This is a genomic window from Streptomyces sp. NPDC044064 (genome assembly GCF_056434245.1).
Genome location: NZ_JBWKFN010000025.1, coordinates 115491 through 139302 on the forward strand (window position 1 = coordinate 115491; position 23812 = coordinate 139302).

Genomic DNA, 23812 nt, shown 5'->3' on the forward strand with positions numbered 1-23812 from the left:
CTACGCCACCCACCCCCCGGGACGGGGCGAACGGCGGAGGAGAGCGACATGCACAACCCGGGCATTGCCACCCCGGAACGATTCCCCGCCCAGGAGCGTTTCGCGGACGGTGCGCAGTTCATCGCGGGCCGTCTGACGAAGGGCACCTCGGGCCGTACCCACGCCGTGGTCGACCCGGCCACCGGCGCGGAGGTGTACACCTACGAGCTGGCCGGCACCGACGACGTCGACGCCGCCGTGGCCGCGGCGCGCGAGGCGTTCCCGGGCTGGGCCGCCACCACCCCGGGCGAGCGCTCGGACGCGCTGCACCGCTTCGCCGCCGTGCTCGGCGAACGTGCCGAGGACTTCGCCCGTGCCGAGTCCCTGCAGTGCGGCAAGCCGCTGAAGCTGACCCGCGAGTTCGACGTACCGGGGACCATCGACAACACCGCGTTCTTCGCGGGCGCCGCCCGGCATCTGCAGGGCCAGTCGGCCGGTGAGTACTCGGGCGACCACACGTCGTACATCCGGCGCGAGCCCATCGGTGTCGTCGGGTCGATCGCGCCCTGGAACTACCCCCTCCAGATGGCCGCCTGGAAGATCCTTCCGGCGATCGCCGCGGGCAACACCATCGTGCTCAAGCCCGCCGAGCTGACCCCGCTGACCTCGCTGATGTTCGCCCAGGCCGCCACCGACGCGGGCATCCCGGACGGTGTCATCAACATCGTCACGGGTGCCGGCAAGGAGGCCGGTGAGCACCTCGTCGGGCACCCCGACGTGGCGATGACCTCCTTCACCGGGTCCACCGCCGTCGGCAAGCGGGTCGCCGAGATCGCCACCGCCACCGTCAAGCGCCTCCACCTGGAGCTGGGCGGCAAGGCCCCCTTCGTGGTCTTCGACGACGCCGACCTGGAGGCCGCCGTCAACGGCGCGGTCGCGGGCTCGCTCATCAACACCGGGCAGGACTGCACGGCCGCCACGCGCGCGTACGTGCAGCGACCGCTCTACGAGGCCTTCGTGGAGCAGACGGCCGCGCTGATGGAGACCGTACGGCTCGGGGACCCGTTCGCTCCCGGCACCGACCTCGGCCCCCTCATCTCGCACACCCAGCGTGACCGGGTCGCCGGCTTCGTGGACCGGGCGCGCGCCTACGCGCGCGTGGTGGCCGGGGGCGAGGCCCCGCAGGGTGACCTCGAGGACGGCGCCTACTATCGGCCCACCCTCGTCGCCGACGCGGCTCAGGACAGCGAGATCGTCCAGTCCGAGATCTTTGGTCCGGTATTGGTCGTTCTGCCGTTCGACAGTGATGATGAGGGCATCCGGCTGGCCAACGACACCCCGTACGGCCTCGCCGCCTCCGCCTGGAGCAGCAACGTCTACCGGGCCAACCGCGCCACCCGCGAGATCGAGGCGGGCTGCGTGTGGATCAACGACCACATTCCGATCATCAGTGAGATGCCGCACGGCGGCTACAAGGCGTCCGGCTTCGGCAAGGACATGTCGGCGTACTCGTTCGAGGAGTACACGCAGGTCAAGCACGTAATGTTCGACAATACGGCGGTGGCGCGGAAGGACTGGCACCGCACGATCTTCGGGGACCGATAGTCATACCTCCGGCCGCTCGGCGCGGCCGGCTTCCCGAAAGGGCATCTAGCGCATGAGGCAGTACGAGCCCGACCGCCCTAACCCGGTCGAATTGGCCGCCATCCGGCGCAGCCTCCGCTCCGGCCGGGCCGCCCTGGCCCGCCGGTCGTTCCTGGGCGGCGCGCTCGCGGTGGGCGGCGTCGGGGCGCTGAGCGCCTGCGGCATCCCCGCGGCCGGCAAGTCCCAGGGCGGGGTCTCCGCCGACGACCACTCGGACCAGGAGAAGATCGTCAACTTCTCCAACTGGCCCGAGTACATCGACGTGGACGACAGCGGGAAGACCCACCCCACGCTGGACGAGTTCCGCAAGCGGACCGGCATCGCGGTCAAGTACACCGAGGACATCAACGACAACGACGAGTTCTTCGGCAAGATCCAGCCGCAGCTCGCCGCCGGCCAGGACACCGGCCGTGACCTGATCGTCCTCACCGACTGGCTGGCCGCCCGCATGATCCGGCTCGGCTACGTCCAGAAACTGGACGCGGCCAACCTGCCGCACGCCTTCGCCAACCTGTCGGACCAGTTCCGCAGCCCCGACTGGGACCCGGGCCGCGCCTACTCGTACCCCTGGCAGGGCATCTCGACCGTCGTCGCCTTCAACAAGAAGGCCCTCAACGGTGTTGAGGTGAAGTCGGTCTCCGATCTGCTGGACAACCCCGCGCTCAAGGGCCGGGTCGGTCTGCTGACGGAGATGCGGGACACCGTCGGCATGACCATGCTCGACATGGGGATCGACCCGGGGAAGTTCACCGACGACGACTATGACGCGGTGATCGCCCGCCTCCAGAAGGCCGTCGACAAGGGGCAGATCCGCCGGTTCACCGGCAACGACTACACCTCGGACCTCAGCAAGGGCGACCTGGCCGCCTGTGTCGCCTGGGGTGGCGACATCGTGCAGCTCCAGGCCGACAACCCGGACGTCGCCTACGTCATCCCGGACAGCGGTTACATGACGTCGACCGACAACATGCTGATCCCGAACAAGGCGCGCCACAAGACGAATGCCGAGCGGCTCATCGACTTCTACTACGAGCCCCAGCCGGCCGCGGAACTCTCCGCCTACGTCAACTACGTCAGTCCGGTCGCGGACGTGAAGCCTTACCTTGCCAAGATCGACAAGTCGGCGGCGAGCAATCCGCTGATCGTTCCCGACAAAGCCATGCAGGCCAAGTCCCGTGCCTTCCGCGCCCTGAGCTCGAAGGAAGAGACGGCCTACCAGCAGAAGTTCGCGAAGCTCACAGGGGCGTGACGACACCATGACGACAGACAGCAGCGGCGACGTCCGCCTCACCGGCATCGGCAAGACCTACGACAACGGCTTCACCGCCGTACACCCGCTGGACCTGACCGTGCCGCAGGGCTCCTTCTTCGCCCTCCTCGGTGCCTCCGGCTGCGGCAAGACCACCACCCTGCGCATGATCGCGGGCCTGGAGGAGCCGACCAGCGGCACCGTGCACCTCGGCGACCAGGACGTCACCCACCTGCCGCCGTACAAGCGGCCCGTGAACACGGTCTTCCAGTCCTACGCCCTCTTCCCGCACCTCGACATCTTCGAGAACGTCGCCTTCGGTCTGCGCCGGCGCGGCGTCAAGAGCGTCAAGAAGCAGGTGGAGGAGATGCTGGAGCTGGTCCAGCTCGGCGAGCAGGCGCGCAAGAAGCCGCACCAGCTCTCCGGTGGCCAGCAGCAGCGTGTCGCGGTCGCCCGGGCGCTCATCAACCACCCCAAGGTGCTGCTCCTCGACGAGCCGCTCGGCGCCCTCGACCTCAAGCTGCGCCGCCAGATGCAGCTGGAGCTCAAGCGCATCCAGACCGAGGTCGGCATCACCTTCGTCCACGTCACGCACGACCAGGAGGAGGCCATGACCATGGCCGACACGGTCGCCGTGATGAACGCGGGGCGTGTCGAGCAGCTCGGCTCGCCGGCCGATCTCTACGAGAACCCCCAGACCACCTTCGTCGCCAACTTCCTCGGCACCTCCAACCTGATCGAGGCCGAGGTCGACACGAAGAGCGGGGACGACATCGTCCTCAAGGCCGGTGGCGGGAAGCTGGTGCTGCCCGAGGCGCGATGTTCGGCGCCGACCACGGCCGGCGGCAAGGTGCTGGTGGGAGTCCGGCCCGAGAAGATCTCCCTCACCCACGCCGACGACGCCGGTTCCATCCCCGAGGGCCGCAACCGCATCACCGGCAAGATCGCCGACGCCAGCTTCATCGGCGTCTCCACGCAGTACGTGATCGACACCCCGGTCTGCGACGAGTTCGCGGTCTACGTCCAGAACGTCGAGCGCGACGGACGGCTCCTGCCCGGTGCCGACGTCGTCCTGCACTGGAGCCCGGCCCACACCTTCGGCCTCGACGCGGCCCAGGACATCGACGCCGGCGTGGAGTCCGTCGAGGAAGAGGCCGCGTAGACATGTCGACGCTCACCGAGGCACCCCCGCCTCTCGCTCCCGCCGAGACGGCGAAGCGGGCCCCGCGCAAGCGCGGCCGGTTCACGCCGTACTGGCTGCTGCTCCCCGGCATCCTGTGGCTGGTCGTCTTCTTCGCGCTGCCGATGATCTACCAGGCCTCCACGTCCGTGCAGACGGGCTCCCTGGAGGAGGGCTACAAGGTCACCTGGCACGTCGCGACCTACTGGGACGCCCTGGCCGAGTACTGGCCGCAGTTCCTGCGGTCCGTGTCCTACGCGGCCGCGGCGACCGTGCTGTGCCTGCTGCTCGGCTACCCGCTGGCGTATCTGATCGCCTTCCGCGCGGGCCGCTGGCGCAACCTGATCATGATCCTGGTGATCGCGCCGTTCTTCACCAGCTTCCTGATCCGGACCCTGGCCTGGAAGACGATCCTCGCGGACAACGGCCCGGTCGTGCACACCCTGAACTCGCTGCACATCCTGGACCTCACCAACTTCCTCGGCTGGACGGCCGGCGACCGCGTCCTCGCCACACCACTCGCGGTGGTGTGCGGTCTGACGTACAACTTCCTGCCGTTCATGATCCTTCCGCTCTACACCTCGCTGGAGCGGATCGACGGGCGGCTGCACGAGGCGGCCGGCGACCTGTACGCCAAGCCGTGGACCACCTTCCGCAAGGTGACCTTCCCGCTGTCGATGCCGGGCGTGGTCTCCGGCACGCTGCTGACCTTCATCCCGGCGGCCGGTGACTACGTCAACGCCGAACTCCTCGGCTCGACCGACACCCGCATGATCGGCAACGTCATCCAGACGCAGTTCCTGCGCATCCTGGACTATCCGACGGCGGCCGCCCTGTCCTTCATCCTCATGGCCGCGATCCTGCTCATGGTCACGGTCTACATCCGCCGGTCCGGGACGGAGGATCTGGTCTAAATGCCCTTCGTCACCTGGCTCAAGCGCCATCTCGTCGTCATCGCGGGACTGCTGACGCTCTCCTATCTGCTGCTGCCGAACATCATCGTGACGGTGTTCTCCTTCAATAAGCCGAAGGGGCGCTTCAACTACCAGTGGCAGCAGTTCTCCACGGACGCCTGGAAGGACCCGTGCGGCGTCGCCGACATGTGCGGCTCGCTGTCCATCAGCCTCCAGATCGCCGTCTGGGCGACCATCGGCGCCTCGGTCCTCGGCACGATGATCGCCTTCGCGCTGGTCCGCTACCGCTTCCGCGCCCGCGGCGCCGTCAACTCGCTGATCTTCCTGCCGATGGCGATGCCCGAGGTCGTCATGGCGGCCTCGCTGCTCACCCTGTTCCTCAACATGGGCGCCCAGCTCGGCTTCATGACGATCCTGATCGCGCACATCATGTTCTGCCTCAGCTTCGTCGTCACCGCGGTCAAGGCACGCGTCATGTCGATGGACCCGCGTCTCGAGGAGGCCGCCCGGGACCTGTACGCCGGCCCGGCGCAGACCTTCCTGCGGGTCACGCTGCCGATCGCGGCACCCGGAATCGCCGCGGGCGCGCTGCTGTCCTTCGCGCTCTCCTTCGACGATTTCATCATCACCAATTTCAACGCGGGCTCGACCGTCACCTTCCCCATGTTCGTGTGGGGTTCGGCGCAGCGCGGAACCCCCGTTCAGATCAACGTCATCGGTACGGCCATGTTCCTGGTCGCCGTGCTGTTCGTCCTGGTCTCGATGCTCATCACCAACCGCCGTAAGCAAAAGGCGTAACGCTCTGTAGGGAGTTGAAATCATGGCCCCAAGCGCCATGAGTCGTGGTAAAGACAACTGGATCGCCTCTCTTTCCGAAGCCCAGCCGGTCCCGTACTGGCTGGAAGACCCCGGCAAGCCACATGCCGAGCCCGCCCTCACCGGCACCGAGAACTGCGACCTGCTGGTCGTCGGCGGCGGCTACAGCGGACTGTGGACCGCGCTCAACGCCAAGGAGCGCGACCCGCAGCGTGAAGTGGTGCTGCTGGAAGGCCGCGAGGTGGGCTGGGCCGCCTCCGGCCGCAACGGCGGCTTCTGTGCCGCCTCCCTCACGCACGGCCTGCCCAACGGCCTTGCCCGCTGGCCGGACGAGATCGGCCGGCTGGAGGAGCTGGGCCGGCGCAACCTCGACGAGATCGAGGCGGCGGTCGCCCGGCACGGCATCGACTGCGACTTCGAGCGCACCGGTGAGATCGACGTGGCAACCGAGACCTACCAGGCCTGGGAGCTGCGCGACTGGCACCGGCAGCTGGAGGAGAAGGGCCTCGCCGACGGCATCGAGTTCCTCGACACGGACGCCGTGCGCGAGCAGGTGAACTCGCCCACCTTCGAGGCCGGCCTGTGGGACCGCCGGGGCGTGGCGATGCTGCACCCGGCCAAGCTGGCCTGGGGCCTGAAGGAGGCGTGCGTCAGGCTCGGGGTGCGCGTGTACGAGCACACGCCCGCCCTCTCCCTGAAGCCGTACGGCGCCGGTATGGCCGTACGCACGCCGTACGGCGCCGTCCGGGCCCGCAGGGTCGCGCTCGGCACGAACATCTTCCCGAGCCTGCTGCGGCGCGTGCGCTCGTACACCGTCCCGGTCTACGACTACGCGCTGATGACCGAGCCGCTGAGCGCGGACCAGCTGGCCTCGATCGGCTGGAAGAACCGCCAGGGCCTCGGGGACTCGGCGAACCAGTTCCACTACTTCCGGCTGTCCGCCGACAACCGGATCCTGTGGGGCGGCTACGACGCGATCCACCACTACGGTGGCCGGGTGCGCGCCGAGTACGACGACCGCCCGGAGACGTACGCCAAGCTCGCGGGGCACTTCTTCTCCTGCTTCCCGCAGCTGGAGGGCGTCCGCTTCACCCACGCCTGGGGCGGCGCGATCGACACCTGCTCCCGCTTCTCGGCGTTCTTCGGCACGGCCCACCAGGGGAAGGTGGCGTACGCGGCGGGCTACACCGGCCTCGGTGTCGGCGCCACCCGCTTCGGCGCCGACGTGATGCTGGACCTGCTGGACGGGGAGCGCACCGAGCGGACCGAGCTGGAGATGGTCCGCAGGAAGCCGCTGCCGTTCCCGCCGGAGCCCTTCGCCTGGACCGGTATCGCCCTGACGAAGTGGTCGCTGGCCCGCGCGGACGCGCACGGCGGCCGCCGCAACCTGTGGCTGCGGGCGATGGACCGGCTGGGCCTGGGCTTCGACAGCTGAGCCCTTTCCGACGCTCCTTTCATGAGTAAAGGCCCAGGTCACCGACCTGGGCCTTTACTGCTGCTCCGCCTTTTACGCCCGATTTGCTCCACGGTCAAGTCCCGAATCTTCGGAGCATGACCCCGTCGGGCGGTTCCGCCCTACTGGAAGTGCGCCGCGAAAGCGCCGAACCCCTTCCAGCAGGAGCAGGAGAGAATCATGACTCGCGTCACCCGCAAGAACGACGATTTCCGTTCCAGGCGCCGTATGGGCCTCGCGGCGGCGATCGCCTCGGCCGCGGCCGTCGCCGGAGGTGCCGTCCTGCCCGTCGCGACGGCCACGGCGGCCCCGATGCCGCAGGCGCCGACGGGGAGCAAGGGCGTGCAGGAGCACGGCGGGCACAAGATCTATTGCTGGGACAAGCACCACAAGTCCCACTGGAAGAAGCACCACAAGTTCTACTGCTGGGTCGACAACTACAAGTACTACTGGGACGACCACCACAACTGCTTCTTCGTGCTGGTCGAGCATCACCGGTACTACTTCTGGGACTCCTACGACAACTTCCACTACTTCTGGCACCACCACCACGACCACCACTGGGACGTGCACGACCAGGACCACTGGAAGAAGGAGCCCGCCAAGTCGGACTGGGACAAGGCCGAGTCGCACAACAAGGACGAGCGGACGGACGAGCGGAAGGGCGAGACGAAGGACGAGGCGAAGGACCAGAAGCAGGACACCGACAAGCCCGACCCGGCGCAGCAGGAACCGCCGAAGGATCAGGCGCCGGATGACCAGCCGCAGCAGGATCAGCAGCCCGGTCAGGCCGAGCAGGACCAGGCGAAGCAGGATCAGGCGCCGGATGACCAGCCGCAGCAGGATCAGCAGCCCGGTCAGGCCGAGCAGGACCAGGCGAAGCAGGACCAGGCGCCGGACGAGCAACCGCAGCAGGATCAGCAGCCCGGTCAGGCCGAGCAGGACCAGGCGAAGCAGGACCAGGCGCCGGACGAGCAACCGCAGCAGGATCAGCAGCCGGGGCAGGGGGAGGAGGGTCAGGCGCAGCAGGACCAGGCCCCGCAGGACCAGCCGCAGCAGGACCCCGGTGCCGGTGACGTCGCCCCGGCCGGTGGGTGACGCCCCGCGGGGAATGTGACCCGAGTCACTCCAAAGTGGAGCCGGAATCCGCGTAATGACCGCCGCAAGGCCTCCCTCTCTCTCGTGACGCGAACGCGTCCGCGAGAAAGAGGGAGGCCCTTTCATGACAGGGGTGAAGACGGCGGTCGAGTGGCTGGTGTCCGTCGCACCGGACCCCGAGGCCTGCCGCTGGGAATGGGAGCGCAATCCTCTCGGGATCGCGCTGCTGCCCGCGGGCAAGGCCTGGGACGTGCTGATCCTGCCGGGTGAACTCGGCTGTCCCACGCTCGATGTGCTCACCCGGGTGCTCGATCGGCCCGGGCCGGTTCTGGTCGACTTCGACGGCAACCGGGTCGGCTTCTTCGTGCCGCCGGGCACCGCGGCCCGCTGGCTGGGTACCGGCATCCGTACCGCCGGAGCCGGCACCTGGATCGTCGTGCCGTACCCGGGCCGGGAGTCGCGGGGTGTGCGCTGGCTGGTGCCGCCGGACGGCTCCGGCCTGCTGACCGACCCGGCGCTGCTGGAACTGGTGATGCACGAGGCGGCGGCCGGACTGGCCGGGGAGAAGGAGAGGTGACGCCCCGGACACCTTGACAAGACGATTGGTCTGGACCAAGTTGAGTGCGCTCCACCCCCTCCAACTCCCCCTTCGCCGGAGGCCCCTGTGGACCGCGCCCGACGCACCGGACGACCCAGACACCCCAGATCCGTCCTCGCCCTGCTCACGGCCGCGCTGCTGGCCGTACCAGGGATCACCGTGCTCTCGTCGGCCGCCCGTGCGGCCGACGCGGACCTCGCGAGGAACGGCGGCTTCGAATCCGGCCTCGACGGCTGGACCTGCACGGCCGGAGCGGCGATCAACTCGCCGGTGCACAGCGGGAGTTCCGCGTTGCAGGCGACCCCGGCCGGCAGCGACAACGCCCAGTGCGCGCAGACCGTGACCGTCCAGCCCAACTCCCAGTACACGCTGTCCGGTTACGTCCGCGGCTCCTACGTCTACCTCGGCGCGAACGGCACCGGCACCACCGATGTCTCCACCTGGACCCAGTCCGCCCCCGACTGGCAGAAGCTGACGACCACCTTCACCACCGGCGCCGCCACGACGAAGGTCACCCTCTACACACACGGCTGGTACGGCACCGGTGCCTACTACGCCGACGACATCTCCCTGGTCGGCCCGGGCGGGAGCACCGGACAGCCGCCCGCCGCGCCGGCCGGCCTCAGAACCGGCACGGTCACCTCCTCCTCCATCGCCCTGTCCTGGTCGGCGGCGACCGGCGCCACGAGTTACGCGGTCTACCGGGACGGGGTCAAGGTCCAGACGCTGAGCGGCACTTCGGCCACCGTCTCGGGGCTCGCGCCCTCGACGGCGTACAGCTTCCAGGTCGCCGCGAGCAACGACGCCGGCGAGTCCGCCAGGTCGGCCGCGGTGACCGCGACGACCACGGCAGGCACCGGCGGCGGCTCGACCGACCTGCCCGCCCACGCCCTGGTCGGCTACCTGCACGCCAGTTTCGCCAACGGCTCCGGCTACACCCGCATGGCCGACGTACCCGACAGCTGGGACGTCATCGACCTGGCCTTCGGCGAGCCCACCTCGGCCACCTCCGGTGACATCCGTTTCAACCGCTGCCCGGTCACCGAGTGCCCGAACGTCGAGAGCGACGCCGACTTCAAGGCGGCGATCAAGGCCAAGCAGGCGGCCGGCAAGAAGGTGCTGATCTCCATCGGCGGTCAGAACGGCCAGGTCCAGCTGACGACCACGGCGGCCCGCGACGCCTTCGTCTCCTCGGTCTCGAACATCATCGACACCTACGGCCTCGACGGCCTGGACATCGACTTCGAGGGCCACTCGCTGTCCCTGAACGCGAACGACACGGACTTCAGGAACCCGACCACGCCCGTGATCGTCAACCTCATCTCGGCCCTGAAGACCCTGAAGGCCAGGTACGGCTCGAAGTTCGTGCTGACGATGGCCCCGGAGACCTTCTTCGTCCAGATGGGCTACCAGTACTACGGCACCGGCAAGTGGGGCGGCCAGGACCCGCGCTGCGGGGCGTACCTCCCGGTCATCCACGCCCTGCGCGACGACCTCACCCTGCTGCACGTCCAGGACTACAACTCGGGCCCGATCATGGGCCTCGACAACCAGTACCACTCCATGGGCGGCGCCGACTTCCACATCGCCATGACCGACATGCTGCTCACCGGCTTCCCGGTCGCGGGCGACGCGAACAACGTCTTCCCGCCGCTGCGCCCGGACCAGGTGGCGATCGGCATGCCGGCGTCGACGAACGCGGGCAACGGGTACGTGGCCCCGTCCGAGGTCACCAAGACCCTGGACTGCCTGACGAAGAAGACGAACTGCGGCTCGTATCCGACCCACGGGACCTGGCCCGCTCTTCGGGGTCTGATGACGTGGTCGGTGAACTGGGACCGCTACTCCAACTGGGAGTTCCAGAAGAACTTCGACGGCTACTTCGGCTGACCACCAGGGACAGGGTGGTCAGCAGCACCGTGCCCAGGCACCAGCTGGCCACCACGTCCAGCGGCCAGTGCCAGCCCCGGCGGACCAGGCCGTAGGAGACGCCGAGCACGAGGGCGGCGCAGACGCCGACGAGCGCCCTGCGGGCGGCGGGCGAGCGCAGCCAGGGGAACACGAGCAGGGTCGCGGAACCGTACGCGATCGCCGCGGTCGCCGTATGACCGGAGGGGAAGTAGCCGACCCCCGGGGGCATCAGCGGGGTCCCCGGCCGGGCGGTCCAGTCCTTCAGCGGGACGACGAACGCCGGGACCAGTGCCATCAGTACGGCTGCCGCGGCGGGCGGCACCCACCAGCCGTCCGTGCCTGCCGCGCGGCCGCGCCAGGCGGAGTGCACGAGGGCGAGGACGAGCACCGGGACGGCGACCTGGACGTTGCCGAGGTCGGAGAGGAGTTCGGAGAACCGGTCAGGACGGACGAGTTGCCGGCTCAACCGCGCGTCGAGGCGCAGGAGCGGTCCGTGGGTGACGACCTGCCAGGTGATCAGGGCGAGCAGGAGCGTGGGCAGGACCAGGAGCGCGTACTTCGGGCGCGGATCCGGTGACATCGGCACGCGGCCCAGCTTCTCAGACCCGGCGGGGGAGGAAGGAGGTCGGCCGCCCCGGAACAGGGGGGGTGGTTCCGAGGCGGCCGTCCGGATCGGGACGTCGCGCGCCCCGGGGGGTTTGGGGCGGCGACCGTCCGATCGGTGAGGAGATCCCGGAGCCGTCAGGCCCCGGTTGTGTGCGCGAGGGCACGACCAGGTCGAAGCTGGGGAGGCCCCGGCCTGAAATCACCCACAGTCCCCTGTGGGCGGGGTGTATCTCTCATCTGGGTAGAACCTACGGCAGCCCGGGGCGCTTGGGCAGACGGAATCGCGTCCCGCCATCCACCTCGCACACCTTCTTCACACGGCCTGCCGCAGGCCGGCCTTCAGAGGAGCGAAACAGCCGCTCAGATGCGTGCGAACGCCTGCTCGATGATGTCGAGACCCTCGTTCAGGAGGTCCTCGCCGATCACCAGCGGGGGCAGGAAACGCAGCACGTTGCCGTAGGTGCCACAGGTCAGGACGAGCAGGCCCTCCTGGTGGCAGGCCTTGGCGAGGGCGGCGGTGGCCTCCGCGTTCGGCTCCTTGGTGGCGCGGTCCTTGACCAGCTCGATGGCGATCATGCCGCCACGGCCACGGATGTCGCCGATGATGTCGAACTTCTCGGCCATGGCGGTGAGGCGCGCCTTCATGATCGCCTCGATGTTCTTCGCCTTGGCGTTGAGGTCCAGCTCCTTCATCGTCTCGATGGCGCCGAGCGCACCGGCGCAGGCCACCGGGTTGCCGCCGTAGGTGCCGCCGAGGCCGCCCGCGTGCGCGGCGTCCATGATCTCGGCGCGGCCCGTGACGGCGGCCAGCGGCAGACCGCCGGCGATGCCCTTGGCCGTGGTGATCAGGTCGGGGACGATGCCCTCGTCCTCGCAGGCGAACCACTGGCCGGTGCGGCAGAAGCCGGACTGGATCTCGTCCGCGACGAAGACGATGCCGTTGTCCTTGGCGAACTCGCTGATCGCGGGCAGGAAGCCCTTGGCCGGCTCGATGAAGCCGCCCTCACCGAGCACGGGCTCGATGATGATCGCGGCCACGTTGTCGGCGCCGATCTGCTTGGTGATCTGGTCGATGGCCTGCTTCGCGGCCTCCGGGCCACAGTTCTCCGGGCCGGTCAGCCAGCGGTAGCCGTACGCGACGGGGACGCGGTAGACCTCGGGCGCGAACGGGCCGAAGCCGTGCTTGTACGGCATGTTCTTGGCCGTCAGCGCCATCGTCAGGTTGGTACGGCCGTGGTAGCCGTGGTCGAAGACGACGACGGCCTGGCGCTTGGTGTACGCGCGGGCGATCTTGACGGCGTTCTCGACGGCCTCGGCGCCCGAGTTGAACAGCGCGGACTTCTTGGCGTGGTCACCCGGCGTGAGCTCGGCCAGCGCCTCGGCGACGGCCACGTAGCCCTCGTACGGCGTGACCATGAAACAGGTGTGGGTGAAGTCGGCCAGCTGGGCGCTCGCGCGGCGTACGACGGCCTCGGCGGAGCCGCCGACCGAGGTCACGGCGATGCCGGAACCGAAGTCGATCAGACGGTTGCCGTCGACGTCCTCGATGATGCCGCCGTCCACGCGCGTCGTGAACACGGGCAGCACGGAGCCCACGCCCTGCGCGACCGCGGCGAGGCGGCGGGCCTGCAGCTCCTGCGACTTCGGGCCGGGGATGGCGGTGACGACGCGGCGCTCCTGCGGAAGTGCGGTCATGAGGGCTCCCTGATGATCTTGCGTACCGGGTGTTCCCGGGCGGTACCGGACGGTGCGTTTTACTGACGCTTGTCTCTTTCTTCGCAGGCTAGGGCCGGAAGTGGAGGGTGGGCATGCTCCATGTGGGCGTTGTCTGGAAGATTGGTTGTCCGTCGTGGACATAGCACTGGGGAGGGGCGCGCCCGGCCGGTTGCGTCCTCTCGGCCGCGTAAACGGTGAACTCCCTTTGTCGGGGCGTTAGATTGGCTCGCTGATGGTGGACGGAACGGCTGGTCAGGGGGCAGGGGCGATGGAGAGCGACGGGACGCGGGACGTGCGTGGTACGCATGCGAATCCTGTGCCGCGCCCGGCGGTGCCCCGGGAGGGTTCCGCCGTGCCGCCCATGCCCCCTGGGCCGCCCGGGGTTCCGCCCAGGCCGGACGGCTCAACCTTCCTGGCCTGGCTGCGGGCGTCCCGGCCGGAGGCGGCACCGGGCGTGTGGCGGTTCGGGTACCGGCCCCGGCCCGAACAGGAGCCCGAGCGGATCCCGACCCGGCAGCTGCTGAGCGGCGCACTGATCGCCTTCCTCGTGGGCTGGCTTGTGTGGTCCCTGCTGTGGAACGGCTACCTCGGGGGCTGGTGGGTGCTGCCCCTGGAACTGTTCACCCCGGACTCCTGGCGCCAGAGCAACGACCAGGTCGGCAACGCGTTCCTCTGGTACTCGTACTACACCCTCATCGCGGTGGGCATCATGCTCGTCGTCGGCCGCCTCGGCCGCTGGGGCGAGGTCTGGCGTCGGTTCGGGCCGCCCGCCTGGCGGGCCGCCGTGCCCGCCGCCGAACCCGCGCCCGCTCCCGAGCAGGACCCCGCCGAATGGCCCCAGCTGCGGCACGCCGGAGCCCATAAGGCCGCCGAGCGGCTGGCCGCCGAGGCGAGGGCCGGGCTCATGCGGGACGTCGACCACGCCCGGATCAGCCGGGCCTGGCAGGGCGTGCGGTCCGGCACGCACACGCTCGCCTCCTTCACGGGCGCCGTGCTCCAGGACGGCTCGGCCGCCTGTCTGCACCCCTCCGGCGAGCGTGACCTGCCCGCCCGCCAGGCCCGGCACGACCTGCTCACCGGGCAGGTACGGCTCGGCACCACCGCGGACGACCCCCGCAATCCGTACCACTACCGCGGCTCCGGACTCGCCCTCGGCCCCGAGCTGCTCGGCACCTCGCTGCTCGCCGTCGGCCCGGCCGGCTCCGGCAAGACCGGCGCGGTCGTCCGGCCGCTCGCCGAGTCGCTGTGCCTGCACTCCCTCGCCGGACGGGCCGCCGTCGTGGCCGTCGGAGCGGCGGGCGCGGGACTCGGCCCGACCGAGGCGTACGACGTCGTCGTACGGATCGGGCACCCCGAGTCCGTCTACGACCTCGACCTGTACGGCGGCACGACCGACCCGGACGAGGCCGCCGCCATACTCGCCGAGGCCCTCGTCGGCGATCTCGCCGACCCGCACCCAGGCGGCGACAGCCGCCGCTCCACCACCGTCCTCGCCCAGTTGCTCGGCCCCTTCCGCGCCGTCCACGACCGCTTCCCCTCCGTCCCCGAGCTGCGCCAGCTCCTCGACGGCACGCCCGGACCGCTCGCCGCGCTCCGCAAGGCGCTGACCGACACCGGACAGGAGTCGCTGCTCAGGGAACTGGACGCGCGGGAGCGGCAGATGGCGCACCCGGGCGATGTCGGCGCGGTGCTCGCCGACCGGATCGCGCTGCTGGACCGGCCCGCCTTCGCCCCCTTCTTCGACACCTCCGGGCAGTCCCGGCCGTTCTCCCTCAAGGCCCTCGACCACCCGGTCCGGGTCCGTATCGACCTGCCCCAGCGCGGGCACGCCGACGCCTCCCGGATCCTCGCCCGGCTGGTCCTCGCCCAGTTCACGGCCAGCGTGACGGTACGGGAGGACCGCTCGCTGTTCGCCTGCCTTCTGCTGGACGACGCCTCCAGTGTGATCACCCCGGAGTCCGTGCGCGGCATCCAGCGGCTGCGCTCCGCCCACGCGGGCACCGTGCTGACGCTGCGCACCCTGGACGACGTACCCCGGCCGCTGCGCGGACCGCTGCTCGGTGCCACCGGCTGCCGGATGGCGCTGTCCGGGCTCACCCCCTGGGACGGGCAGGACTTCGCCGAGGTGTGGGGCAAGGAGTGGACCGAGACCCGGGACGTCACCGACCGGCAGATCATCGCCGAGACCCCGGCAGGCAAGGCCGTGCACATGCTGCGCCGGGTCATCACCGGCCAGGCACCCACCGCCCGGGCCGTCACCGTCCGCCAGGTGGAGCGCGAGCGCTGGTCGGCCTCCGAGCTGGCGCACGGGGTGCCGCCGGGGCATGCGGTGCTGTCGCTGACCACCGTGCAGGGGGAGCACGCTCCGCCGTTGCTGGTGGACCTGCGGGGCTGAGGGAAGGGGACACCCGGGACCGTACGGTACGGCAGAATCGGCATAGGCTGTTCATACGCGGCGGCCAATTGATCACACTGATCACCGGATCTCCCCACCCGCTGTCCGTCCCGGTTCTCCCCTCCCTGAAGGCCTCATGCCCCCGACGCTCGCCTCGCTCGTCCACCACTCCGCGCTCAAACTGACCGTCCGCGCGGGCGAGGACCGGCTAGACGTGCCCGTCCGCTGGGCGCACGTGAGCGAGCTGGCCGACCCCGTGCCCTACATGGAGGGCGGCGAGCTGCTGCTGATCACCGCGCTCAAGCTGGACGCGGAGGATCCGGAGGCGATGCGGCGGTATGTGAAGCGGCTGGCGGACGCGGGCGTCGTAGGGCTCGGCTTCGCGGTCGGGGTGAACTACGACGAGATCCCCAAGGCCCTCGTCGACGCCGCCGAGGAGGAGGGGCTGCCGCTGCTTGAGGTGCCGCGCCGCACCCCCTTCCTCGCCATCAGCAAGGCCGTCTCCGCCGCGATCGCCGCCGACCAGTACCGGGCCGTCACGGCGGGCTTCGCCGCCCAGCGGGAGCTGACCAAGCAGGCCCTGAACGCCGGCCCCGAGGGGGTGCTCGGCGCGCTCGCCACGCAGGTCGACGGGTGGGCGGCGCTGTACGACGCCTCGGGCGCCGTCGTCGCCACCGCACCCGAGTGGGCCGGCCGCCGGGCCGCCCGGCTCACCGCGGAGGTCGAGCGGCTGCGCGAGCGGTCCGCCCCGGCCTCCTCGGTGGTCGGCGGTCCCGACAACGAGGACCGGGTGGAGCTGCACTCCCTGGGCACGGGCCGGCGCCCGCGCGCCGCGCTCGCCGTGGGCACGGCCGCCGCCCTCGGCACCGCCGAGCGGTACGCCGTCCACTCCGCGATCGCCCTGCTCACCCTCACCACCGAACGGTCCCGCTCGCTGCACGCGGCCGAGCAGCGGGTCGGCGCGGCCGTGCTGCGCATGCTGCTGGCCGGGGAGCCGGACCATGCCCGGGCCGTCGCCGGTGACCTGTACGGCGGGCTCCTCGACGCACCCTTCCGGGTGATCGTCGCCGAGTCGGCGTCCGGCACGACCGCTCGGTCCCACCCGGAGGCGGACGCCGACGCGCTGGGCGGGATCGTGGAGGCCGTGGAGTCGGCGGCAGCGCGCGCCGGGGAGGCCGTGCTGGTCGTGCCCGAGGGGGAGCGGCTGGTGGTGCTGGCCGCGGACGGGGGTGCGGCGGTGGCCGCCTGCGCGGGGTGCGCGGCGGCGCTGGAGGCCGGGCGGGCGGTGCCCGAGCAGGCGGCCGGGGACGAGGTGGAGCTGGTCGTCGGGCTGTCGGCCCCGGTCGGGCCGATCGCGGCGGCGGCGGCCTACAAGCAGGCCGAGCAGGCGCTGTCCGTCGCGCGGCGGCGGGGGCGGGTGCTGGTGGAGCACGAGCAGCTGGCTGCGGGGTCGGTGCTGCCGCTGCTGGCCGACGACGCCGTGAAGGCGTTCGCCGACGGGCTGCTGCGGGCGCTGCACGAGCACGACGCCACGGGGCGAGGGGATCTGGTCGCCTCGCTGCGGGCGTGGCTGTCCCGGCACGGCCAGTGGGACGCGGCGGCCGCGGATCTCGGGGTGCACCGGCATACGCTGCGGTACCGGATGCGCAGGGTCGAGGAGATCCTGGGGCGCTCTCTGGACGACCCGGACGTCCGGATGGAGCTGTGGCTCGCTCTGAAGGCGACGTCACCGGAGTAGCCGTACCAGGGGCTCCGCCCCCTGGCAGGGGCGAAAGAGCGGGCAGTCTCGGCACCCACCACGCCAAACCGGAGCATCGCCCACCCCCATCAGTACGACTCGGACAAGCGACCCCCGCCCGCCTCCGCCCTACCGTGGACCACGAAAGCACACGCACACCCCCAACGCGGAAGGGCCGGGACTCTGATGACTTCCACCCACGCCTTCTGGCTCGCCGGCCGCCAGGTCACCGGCGAGGACACCTTCGACGTCACCTCCCCGTGGGACGGCCGTCTCGTCGGCAAGGTCAGCGTGCCGACCGACGCCCAGGTCGAGGAGGCCGTGGCCGCCGCGTACGCCGTGCGGGACGAGTTCGCCGCCACCCCGGCGCACGTCCGGGCGGCCGCTCTCGACCACGTCAGCAAGCGTCTGGTCGAGCGCACCGAGGAGATCGCCCAGCTGATCTCCGCCGAGAACGGCAAGCCGATCAAGTGGGCGCGCGGCGAGGTCGGCCGTGCCGTGTCCGTGTTCCGCTTCGCGGCCGAGGAGGCCCGGCGGTTCAACGGCGGCGAGGCCCAGCGGCTCGACACCGACCTCGGCGGCCAGGGCCGCCTGGCGCTCACCCGCCGCTTCCCGAAGGGCGTCGTCCTCGGTATCGCGCCGTTCAACTTCCCGCTGAACCTGTGCGCGCACAAGGTCGCCCCGGCGATCGCCGCCGGCGCCCCGATCATCCTCAAGCCGGCCCCGGCCACCCCGCTCTCCGGCCTGATCATCGGTGACCTGCTCGCCGAGACCGAGCTGCCCGCCGGCTCCTGGTCGATCCTCCCGGTCGCCAACGAGAAGATGCCCGCTCTGGTCCAGGACGAGCGCCTGCCGGTCATCTCCTTCACCGGTTCCGAGAAGGTCGGCTACGCGATCATGGACTCGGTGCCGCGCAAGCACTGCACCCTGGAGCTGGGCGGCAACGGTGCCGCGGTCGTCCTCGGCGACTTCGCCTCCGACGCCGACCTCGACTGGGCCGCGACCCGCATCGCGACCTTCTCGAACTACCAGGGCGGCCAGTCCTGCATCTCCGTGCAGCGCGTGATCGCGGACGCCTCCGTCTACGACCGTCTGCTGCCGCGCATCGTCGCCGCCGTCGAGGCCCAGGTCACCGGTGCCCCGACCGACGACAAGACCGACGTCGGCCCGCTGGTCAGCGAGGACGCGGCCAAGCGCGTGGAGTCCTGGGTGAAGGAGGCCGTCGAGGCCGGTGCCACCCTCCTCACGGGCGGCGACCGCGACGGCGCCTCCTACGCGCCGACCGTCCTCACCGACGTACCGGCGGACACCACGATCGCGTGCGAGGAGGTCTTCGGACCGGTCCTCACCGTGCAGAAGGTGGACGGCGAGGCCGCGGCCTTCGACGCCGTCAACTCCTCCAAGTACGGCCTTCAGGCGGGCGTGTTCACCCGTGACCTCCAGGTCGCCTTCCGCGCCCACCGGGCGCTGGAGGTCGGCGGTGTGGTCATCGGCGACGTCCCGTCCTACCGCGCCGACCAGATGCCCTACGGCGGCGCCAAGCAGTCGGGTGTGGGTCGCGAGGGCGTGAAGTTCGCGATGGAGGACTACACATACGAGCGCGTTCTGGTTCTCACCGGTCTCGCGCTCTGACCTGCCACGGACAGGTCGGACGGAACGGCCGCAGCCCACTGTGCGGGGGCTGCGGCCGTTCCTTTTGCCGTTCCTATAGCCGGGTAAAGGATTCGGCATCGTCCGTTCAATAGTCTTGTTCTGTGCATGACTCACTAGATGGGATGCGAGTCGACCACTTCGTCCGACTCACGGACCACTCAGGGGAATTCATGCACATAGCCCGTACCGGGCGCGGCGTCGCGACTTCCGCGGCCGCCACCGCTGCCCTCGTCGCCGCCGCGCTGGCGACCACCTCGCAGGCCGGCGTCACCACCGCCGCGCCCGCCGCCGTACCGCACACCAAGGCGGTTCCGGCCATCGCAGGGCACACCCTGGTCCATGGCGTGGCCAGCCCGCTCCCGAGCGCGCAGTGCCAGGCCAAGTGGCACATCAACTGCTACAACCCGCTGCAGTACCGCACCGCGTACAACCTCAACCCGCTGTACCGCAAGGGCATCACGGGCAAGGGGCGCACCATCGTCATCGTGGACTCGTTCGGCTCGCCGACGGTCCAGCACGACCTGGACGTCTACAGCAGGCAGTTCGGTCTGCCGAGCACCAAGGTCAAGGTCGTCAAGTGGGGTCACGTGCCCGCCTTCGACCCCAAGAACTCCGACATGACCGGGTGGGCCGGCGAGACCACGCTGGACGTCGAGATGGCCCACGCGGTGGCGCCCGGCGCCAAGATCGTCCTGGTGGAGACGGCCGTCTCCGAGACCGAGGGCACCACCGGTCTCCCGGAGATGATGTCCGCCGAGAAGCACCTGATCGACCAGGGCGTCGGCGACGTCATCACCCAGAGCTTCGGTGCCACGGAGAACACGTTCCCCGGCTTCGACCGGGGCGACTTCACGAGCATCAAGAAGCTGCGCTACGCCTTCCAGGACGCGAACCGCAAGCACGTGACCGTCCTCGCCTCGTCCGGTGACGGCGGTGCCACCGACATGAAGGCGGACGGCAAGCACTACTACAGCAAGCGGGTCAACTCCTGGCCCTCCTCGGACCCGCTGGTCACCTCCATCGGCGGCACCCAGCTCCACCTGAACGACAAGGGTGACCGCGTCAAGCCGGACAGCGTCTACAACGACTACGGCGCGGGCGGCGGCGGCCAGTCGCACGTCTTCTCCCGCCCGGGCTTCCAGGACGGCGTGAAGGGCATCGTCGGCACCCGCCGCGGCACCCCGGACGTGTCGATGGCCGCCGCGGTCAACGGCGGCGCCTGGATCTACTCCAGCTACGACCCGACCGCCACCGGCTGGGACGTCACCGGCGGCACCAGCGAGGCCAGCCCGCTCTTCTCGGGCATCGTCGCGCTCGCCGACCAGGCGGCGGGCCACCGGCTCGGCAACATCAACGCGGCGCTCTACAAGCTGGCCAAGCTCCGGAACACCGGCGTCGTCGACGTCAACGACGGCACCGACAACAGCTACGAGGGTGTCACCGGCTACAAGGCCGTCAAGGGCTACGACATGGCCACCGGCGTGGGCACCGTGAACGCCCTCCGCTTCGTGACCGCCCTCGCCGAGGCGAGCCACCACAGCTGACGCATCAGCACCACAGCTGACGCACCACAACGGGGCATCTGCTGCCCTTGCGAACGGCCCGGGTTCTCCACCCGGGCCGTTCGTCCGTCCGTGGGCCACGGATCGCCGATTGGCCCGCGACCCGGCGACGGTGCGTCTGAGAGGCTGCGCCTTCCGTGCCGTGCTGCGAGGAGACGCCATGCAGGTAGCCGTGGTCACCTTTGACGGATTCAACGAGCTCGACAGCTTCATCGCCTCCGCGCTGATCAACCGGTGCCGCAAGGACGGCCTGGAAGCCTTCATCACGACACCGACGCCGGTGGTGACGTCCATGAACGGCGTCGAGGTGACCGGGCAGCGCCCGATGGAGTTCGTCACCGAGGCCGACGTCGTGCTGATCGGAAGCGGCGTGAGGACGCGGGACGTGGTCGCCGACGACCGGCTGATCTCCAGGCTGCCGCTCGACCCCGCGCGACAGCTGATCGGCGCGCAGTGCTCCGGCGCGCTGGTGCTCGCCCGGCTCGGCCTGCTGGCCGGCATGCCCGCCTGCACGGACCGCACGAGCCGGCCCTTCGTCGAGGCCTGCGACGTCACCGTGCTGGACGCGCCGTTCCATGCGGAGGGGAACATCGCCACGGCGGGCGGCTGCCTGGCGTCGCAGTACCTCGCCACGTGGGTGATCACCAAAACGCTCGGCGAGGACGCGGCGCGCGACGTCGTCGACTACGTGGCGCCGGTCGGCGAGAACCGGGCGACCGTCGAGCGCGCCCTGCGCGCCGTCCGGGCGGGCGAGGCCGCACTGCGCTGACGGCCCCGCGCGCCGGCGTCGGTCTCCGGCTGCCCCCGAACGGCATCACCGCAGGTCAGAGCAGCTCCAGTTATATGGCGTGCCCTGGGCTCGGATCTCGTCGTTGACATTATGCAGGCAGATACCTGCATAATCGAAGCGTGAGCCAAGAAGCGAGAGCGATGGATTCGGTCTTCAGAGCACTGGCCGACCCCACCCGACGACTCCTGCTCGACCGCCTGCGGGAGCAGAACGGTCAGACACTGCGTGAACTGTGCGAGCGCCTCGACATGACACGGCAGTCGGCGACGCAGCATCTCGACCTGCTCCGGCAGGCCGGTCTCGTGACGGTCGTACGGCGCGGGCGGGAACGGCTCCACTACCTCAATCCGGCCCCCATCCAGGAGATCGAGGAGCGCTGGATCTCGGAGTTCGACAGGCCCCGCCTGCAAGCGATCAGTGCCATCAAGAACCAGGCAGAGGAGTACGCCATGACCGACGCAGCCACATCCGTACCGACCTACGTCTACGTCACCTACATCCGGGCGAGCGCCGAGCAGGTGTGGCAGGCCCTGACGGACGCGGACCTGACGGCGCGCTACTGGGACCACGCCAACGTCTCGGACTGGCAGCCGGGCTCGTCCTGGGAGCACCGGCGCGTCGACGGATCGGGCAAGGTCGACGTCGTCGGTCGGGTACTCAAGGCCGAACCCCCGACGAGCCTGGTCATCACGTTCGAGGACGCCCCCGACACCGTGCCGCCCAGGGAACCGTCGGTTGTCACCTTCCTCGTCGAGCCGCACGAGGACATCGTCCGCCTCACCGTGACGCACGAGAACCTCGCCAACGAGGCGATGCTCAAGGGGATTTCGCGGGGATGGCCGGCGGTGCTGGCGAACCTCAAGTCGCTGCTGGAGACCGGCGACATCCTCCCGCAGGCCCCCTGGGAGATGTTCGGCGCGCACAGCTGAGACGACACGTCGGCACAAGGGAGAGGACATCATGGACACCACCCCGCTCCGGGACGCCTACCGCACCCTGCTGGACGCCGCCGCCACGGTGGCCGACTCCGGCGACGCGAACCCCGTCCCACCGGCCGGCGAATGGAACGCCGACCAGATCCTGGCGCACGTCGCCCTCGTCGGCGCCGCCACCGTCACCGCCGTCTCCTCGGTCGCCTCGGGAGCGGTGACGACGTACGACAACCGGCTCGCGCAGGACGCCTGGACCCTCGACCGACTCATCGCGCTCGCCGGCGGCAACGCCGGACTCCGGGACCGCATCCGCATCCAGGCGGACGCCCTGTGCGCACTCGGCGGACCGATGCTGAGCGAGACCGAACTCGACACACCGGTGCCCACCCTGCTCCTGTCCGACGGCACACTCCTGGTCGATGAGCCCGTGCCGCTCAAGGGCCTTCTCACAGGCCTCGCGGAGGTGGAACTGCCCGGCCACGCGAAGCAGCTCCTGGCTCTCCTGCCGGACGGAGCCGGACAGGACGGGCCCTAGGCCGCACGGCCGCCGTGCGGTGACGCCCGGCGGCCGTGCGGCCCGAGGTGGGCGTCGTGCACGCCCTCGGTGACGATTCCGGCGCCCAGGGTGGTGCAGGCGTCAATTCCCGAGCCAAGGGCTCGGCAACCTTTCGGCGGCCCGGCGACCACAGGGAGGCGGCAGACGAACCGTCCCCCGGAAGGACCCCCGATGCAACACCGCAGACCGCGCCTGTCGAAGAAGGCGAAGACGCTCGTCGCCGCCTCCGTCGCCCTGGCCGCCGCCGCGGGCGTCACCGTGGCGCAGGCCGGCGAGTCGAGCAAGAAGTGCACGGCCTTCGACACCGTCACGCTCGGCAAGTACTACGTGAACAACAACCTGTGGGGCCAGGACAAGGGCACCGGCACCCAGTGCGTCTGGGACAACTCCCGAAGCGGCTCGACGATCTCCTGGGGCACGGACTACACCTGGGCCAGCAGCGGCAAGGGCAAGGACTCCGACGTGAAGTCCTACGCCAGCACGGTCCTCGGCTGGCACTGGGGCTGGAAGACGGACCGGGCGAGCACCGGGCTGCCCGTCCGGGTCGGCGACCGCAAGAAGCTCACCGCCAAATGGAGCTTCGCGCTCAGCCCGAACCCCGGAACGATGAACGTCGCCTACGACCTGTGGCTGCACGCCAAGGGCACCGCGGACTGGTCCGACCAGCCCACCGACGAGGTCATGATCTGGCTCGACCGGCAGGGCGGCGCGGGTCCGCTCGGCACGAAGTACGGCAGTGTCAGCCTCGGCGGCGCCATGTGGGACATCTACCAGGGCGACATCGGCTGGAAGGTGTACTCCTTCGTCCGCCGTACCGGCACCACAGGTGCGACGCTGAACCTGGACGACTTCACCCAGGCACTCGTTCGGCGCAATCTGCTGAGCAACGACAAGTACGTCTCCGGGATCGAGGCCGGAACCGAGGTGTTCAAGGGCTCCGGGCGGCTGGACACGAGTTCGTACTCGGTCGACATCGGCTGAACCTGTCCGCCGGCGTCGGCCGAACGGCGCGCGAGGACTGG

At 70.2% G+C, this 23812-nt stretch carries 19 protein-coding genes and 1 pseudogene; 18 read left to right on the top strand and 2 right to left on the bottom strand.

Annotation, left to right across the window (positions count from 1 at the left end):
• Positions 1-48: 48 nt before the first annotated feature.
• The 9 genes from AC07DS_RS33550 (at position 49) to AC07DS_RS33590 (ending at position 10821) form a co-directional block, all read left to right on the top strand.
• A complete protein-coding gene (locus tag AC07DS_RS33550) occupies positions 49-1584 on the top strand; it encodes a gamma-aminobutyraldehyde dehydrogenase (protein ID WP_479151442.1) in 1536 nt (511 codons plus the stop codon).
• Positions 1585-1636: 52 nt separating this feature from the next.
• Entirely contained in the window at positions 1637-2872 is a 1236-nt protein-coding gene (locus AC07DS_RS33555) for an ABC transporter substrate-binding protein (protein ID WP_479151444.1), read from the top strand.
• Between the two features lie 7 nt (positions 2873-2879).
• Positions 2880-4034: an ABC transporter ATP-binding protein gene (locus AC07DS_RS33560; RefSeq protein ID WP_479151446.1), complete on the top strand. Its 1155-nt coding sequence runs from the start codon at positions 2880-2882 to the stop codon at positions 4032-4034.
• A 2-nt stretch (positions 4035-4036) separates the two neighbouring features.
• Positions 4037-4966: an ABC transporter permease gene (locus AC07DS_RS33565; RefSeq protein WP_479151448.1), complete on the top strand. Its 930-nt coding sequence runs from the start codon at positions 4037-4039 to the stop codon at positions 4964-4966.
• The gene (locus tag AC07DS_RS33570; protein ID WP_145885504.1) at positions 4967-5764 is read left to right on the top strand and encodes an ABC transporter permease; all 798 of its coding nucleotides are present in this window, start codon (positions 4967-4969) and stop codon (positions 5762-5764) included. It abuts the gene before it with no gap.
• Positions 5765-5786: 22 nt separating this feature from the next.
• On the top strand, positions 5787-7217 hold the full coding sequence (locus AC07DS_RS33575) for an NAD(P)/FAD-dependent oxidoreductase (protein WP_479151450.1): 1431 nt from the start codon (positions 5787-5789) through the stop codon (positions 7215-7217).
• A 198-nt stretch (positions 7218-7415) separates the two neighbouring features.
• A complete protein-coding gene (locus AC07DS_RS33580) occupies positions 7416-8333 on the top strand; it encodes a hypothetical protein (RefSeq protein ID WP_479151451.1) in 918 nt (305 codons plus the stop codon).
• Between the two features lie 124 nt (positions 8334-8457).
• Positions 8458-8910, top strand: a complete 453-nt coding sequence (locus AC07DS_RS33585) for a bifunctional DNA primase/polymerase (protein WP_479151453.1) — start codon at positions 8458-8460, stop codon at positions 8908-8910.
• A gap of 87 nt (positions 8911-8997) precedes the next feature.
• Positions 8998-10821 (top strand): chitinase, encoded by a 1824-nt coding sequence (locus AC07DS_RS33590; protein ID WP_479151455.1) that lies wholly within the window; start codon positions 8998-9000, stop codon positions 10819-10821.
• A gap of 52 nt (positions 10822-10873) precedes the next feature.
• Here the strand turns inward: AC07DS_RS33590 and AC07DS_RS33595 are convergent.
• A pseudogene (locus tag AC07DS_RS33595) lies at positions 10874-11137 on the bottom strand (phosphatase PAP2 family protein); the annotation flags it as partial.
• Positions 11138-11206: 69 nt separating this feature from the next.
• On the opposite strand from AC07DS_RS33595, the gene AC07DS_RS33600 reads away from it, so the two are divergent.
• A complete protein-coding gene (locus AC07DS_RS33600; RefSeq protein WP_479151480.1) occupies positions 11207-11419 on the top strand; it encodes a hypothetical protein in 213 nt (70 codons plus the stop codon).
• 389 nt (positions 11420-11808) lie between these two features.
• Here AC07DS_RS33600 and gabT read toward each other — a convergent pair whose 3' ends face one another.
• A complete protein-coding gene (gabT, locus tag AC07DS_RS33605) occupies positions 11809-13143 on the bottom strand; it encodes a 4-aminobutyrate--2-oxoglutarate transaminase (RefSeq protein WP_468816068.1) in 1335 nt (444 codons plus the stop codon).
• A 289-nt stretch (positions 13144-13432) separates the two neighbouring features.
• Here gabT and AC07DS_RS33610 point away from each other — a divergent pair, with 289 nt between their 5' ends.
• The 8 genes from AC07DS_RS33610 to AC07DS_RS33645 all read left to right on the top strand — a co-directional run bounded on the left by AC07DS_RS33610 (position 13433) and on the right by AC07DS_RS33645 (position 23771).
• Positions 13433-15559 carry an ATP-binding protein gene (locus AC07DS_RS33610; protein WP_479151457.1) on the top strand — a complete coding sequence of 709 codons (2127 nt, stop codon included), beginning with the start codon at positions 13433-13435 and terminating at the stop codon, positions 15557-15559.
• 136 nt (positions 15560-15695) lie between these two features.
• Positions 15696-17297: a PucR family transcriptional regulator gene (locus tag AC07DS_RS33615; RefSeq protein ID WP_479151459.1), complete on the top strand. Its 1602-nt coding sequence runs from the start codon at positions 15696-15698 to the stop codon at positions 17295-17297.
• 186 nt (positions 17298-17483) lie between these two features.
• Complete coding sequence (locus AC07DS_RS33620; RefSeq protein ID WP_479151461.1) at positions 17484-18929, top strand: aldehyde dehydrogenase family protein; 1446 nt, start codon at positions 17484-17486, stop codon at positions 18927-18929.
• A gap of 191 nt (positions 18930-19120) precedes the next feature.
• Complete coding sequence (locus AC07DS_RS33625) at positions 19121-20494, top strand: S53 family peptidase (protein ID WP_479151463.1); 1374 nt, start codon at positions 19121-19123, stop codon at positions 20492-20494.
• A gap of 178 nt (positions 20495-20672) precedes the next feature.
• Complete coding sequence (locus AC07DS_RS33630; RefSeq protein WP_479151464.1) at positions 20673-21281, top strand: type 1 glutamine amidotransferase family protein; 609 nt, start codon at positions 20673-20675, stop codon at positions 21279-21281.
• A 161-nt stretch (positions 21282-21442) separates the two neighbouring features.
• Entirely contained in the window at positions 21443-22231 is a 789-nt protein-coding gene (locus AC07DS_RS33635; protein WP_479151465.1) for an ArsR/SmtB family transcription factor, read from the top strand.
• 31 nt (positions 22232-22262) lie between these two features.
• Positions 22263-22769, top strand: coding sequence for a hypothetical protein (locus AC07DS_RS33640; RefSeq protein ID WP_479151467.1), 507 nt, complete (start codon positions 22263-22265; stop codon positions 22767-22769).
• A gap of 192 nt (positions 22770-22961) precedes the next feature.
• Positions 22962-23771 (top strand): GH12 family glycosyl hydrolase domain-containing protein, encoded by an 810-nt coding sequence (locus AC07DS_RS33645; protein ID WP_479151468.1) that lies wholly within the window; start codon positions 22962-22964, stop codon positions 23769-23771.
• The last annotated feature ends 41 nt before the right edge of the window (positions 23772-23812 follow it).

Excerpts from the sequence above, each read along its gene's own strand:
- AC07DS_RS33550 (WP_479151442.1), top strand. The coding sequence starts at position 49 with ATGCACAACCCGGGCATTGCCACCCCGGAACGATTCCCCGCCCAGGAG.
- AC07DS_RS33555 (WP_479151444.1), top strand. The coding sequence starts at position 1,637 with ATGAGGCAGTACGAGCCCGACCGCCCTAACCCGGTCGAATTGGCCGCC.
- AC07DS_RS33560 (WP_479151446.1), top strand. The coding sequence starts at position 2,880 with ATGACGACAGACAGCAGCGGCGACGTCCGCCTCACCGGCATCGGCAAG.
- AC07DS_RS33565 (WP_479151448.1), top strand. The coding sequence starts at position 4,037 with ATGTCGACGCTCACCGAGGCACCCCCGCCTCTCGCTCCCGCCGAGACG.
- AC07DS_RS33570 (WP_145885504.1), top strand. The coding sequence starts at position 4,967 with ATGCCCTTCGTCACCTGGCTCAAGCGCCATCTCGTCGTCATCGCGGGA.
- AC07DS_RS33575 (WP_479151450.1), top strand. The coding sequence starts at position 5,787 with ATGGCCCCAAGCGCCATGAGTCGTGGTAAAGACAACTGGATCGCCTCT.
- AC07DS_RS33580 (WP_479151451.1), top strand. The coding sequence starts at position 7,416 with ATGACTCGCGTCACCCGCAAGAACGACGATTTCCGTTCCAGGCGCCGT.
- AC07DS_RS33585 (WP_479151453.1), top strand. The coding sequence starts at position 8,458 with ATGACAGGGGTGAAGACGGCGGTCGAGTGGCTGGTGTCCGTCGCACCG.
- gabT (WP_468816068.1), bottom strand. The coding sequence starts at position 13,143 with ATGACCGCACTTCCGCAGGAGCGCCGCGTCGTCACCGCCATCCCCGGC.
- AC07DS_RS33610 (WP_479151457.1), top strand. The coding sequence starts at position 13,433 with ATGGAGAGCGACGGGACGCGGGACGTGCGTGGTACGCATGCGAATCCT.
- AC07DS_RS33615 (WP_479151459.1), top strand. The coding sequence starts at position 15,696 with ATGCCCCCGACGCTCGCCTCGCTCGTCCACCACTCCGCGCTCAAACTG.
- AC07DS_RS33620 (WP_479151461.1), top strand. The coding sequence starts at position 17,484 with ATGACTTCCACCCACGCCTTCTGGCTCGCCGGCCGCCAGGTCACCGGC.
- AC07DS_RS33625 (WP_479151463.1), top strand. The coding sequence starts at position 19,121 with ATGCACATAGCCCGTACCGGGCGCGGCGTCGCGACTTCCGCGGCCGCC.
- AC07DS_RS33630 (WP_479151464.1), top strand. The coding sequence starts at position 20,673 with ATGCAGGTAGCCGTGGTCACCTTTGACGGATTCAACGAGCTCGACAGC.
- AC07DS_RS33635 (WP_479151465.1), top strand. The coding sequence starts at position 21,443 with ATGGATTCGGTCTTCAGAGCACTGGCCGACCCCACCCGACGACTCCTG.
- AC07DS_RS33640 (WP_479151467.1), top strand. The coding sequence starts at position 22,263 with ATGGACACCACCCCGCTCCGGGACGCCTACCGCACCCTGCTGGACGCC.
- AC07DS_RS33645 (WP_479151468.1), top strand. The coding sequence starts at position 22,962 with ATGCAACACCGCAGACCGCGCCTGTCGAAGAAGGCGAAGACGCTCGTC.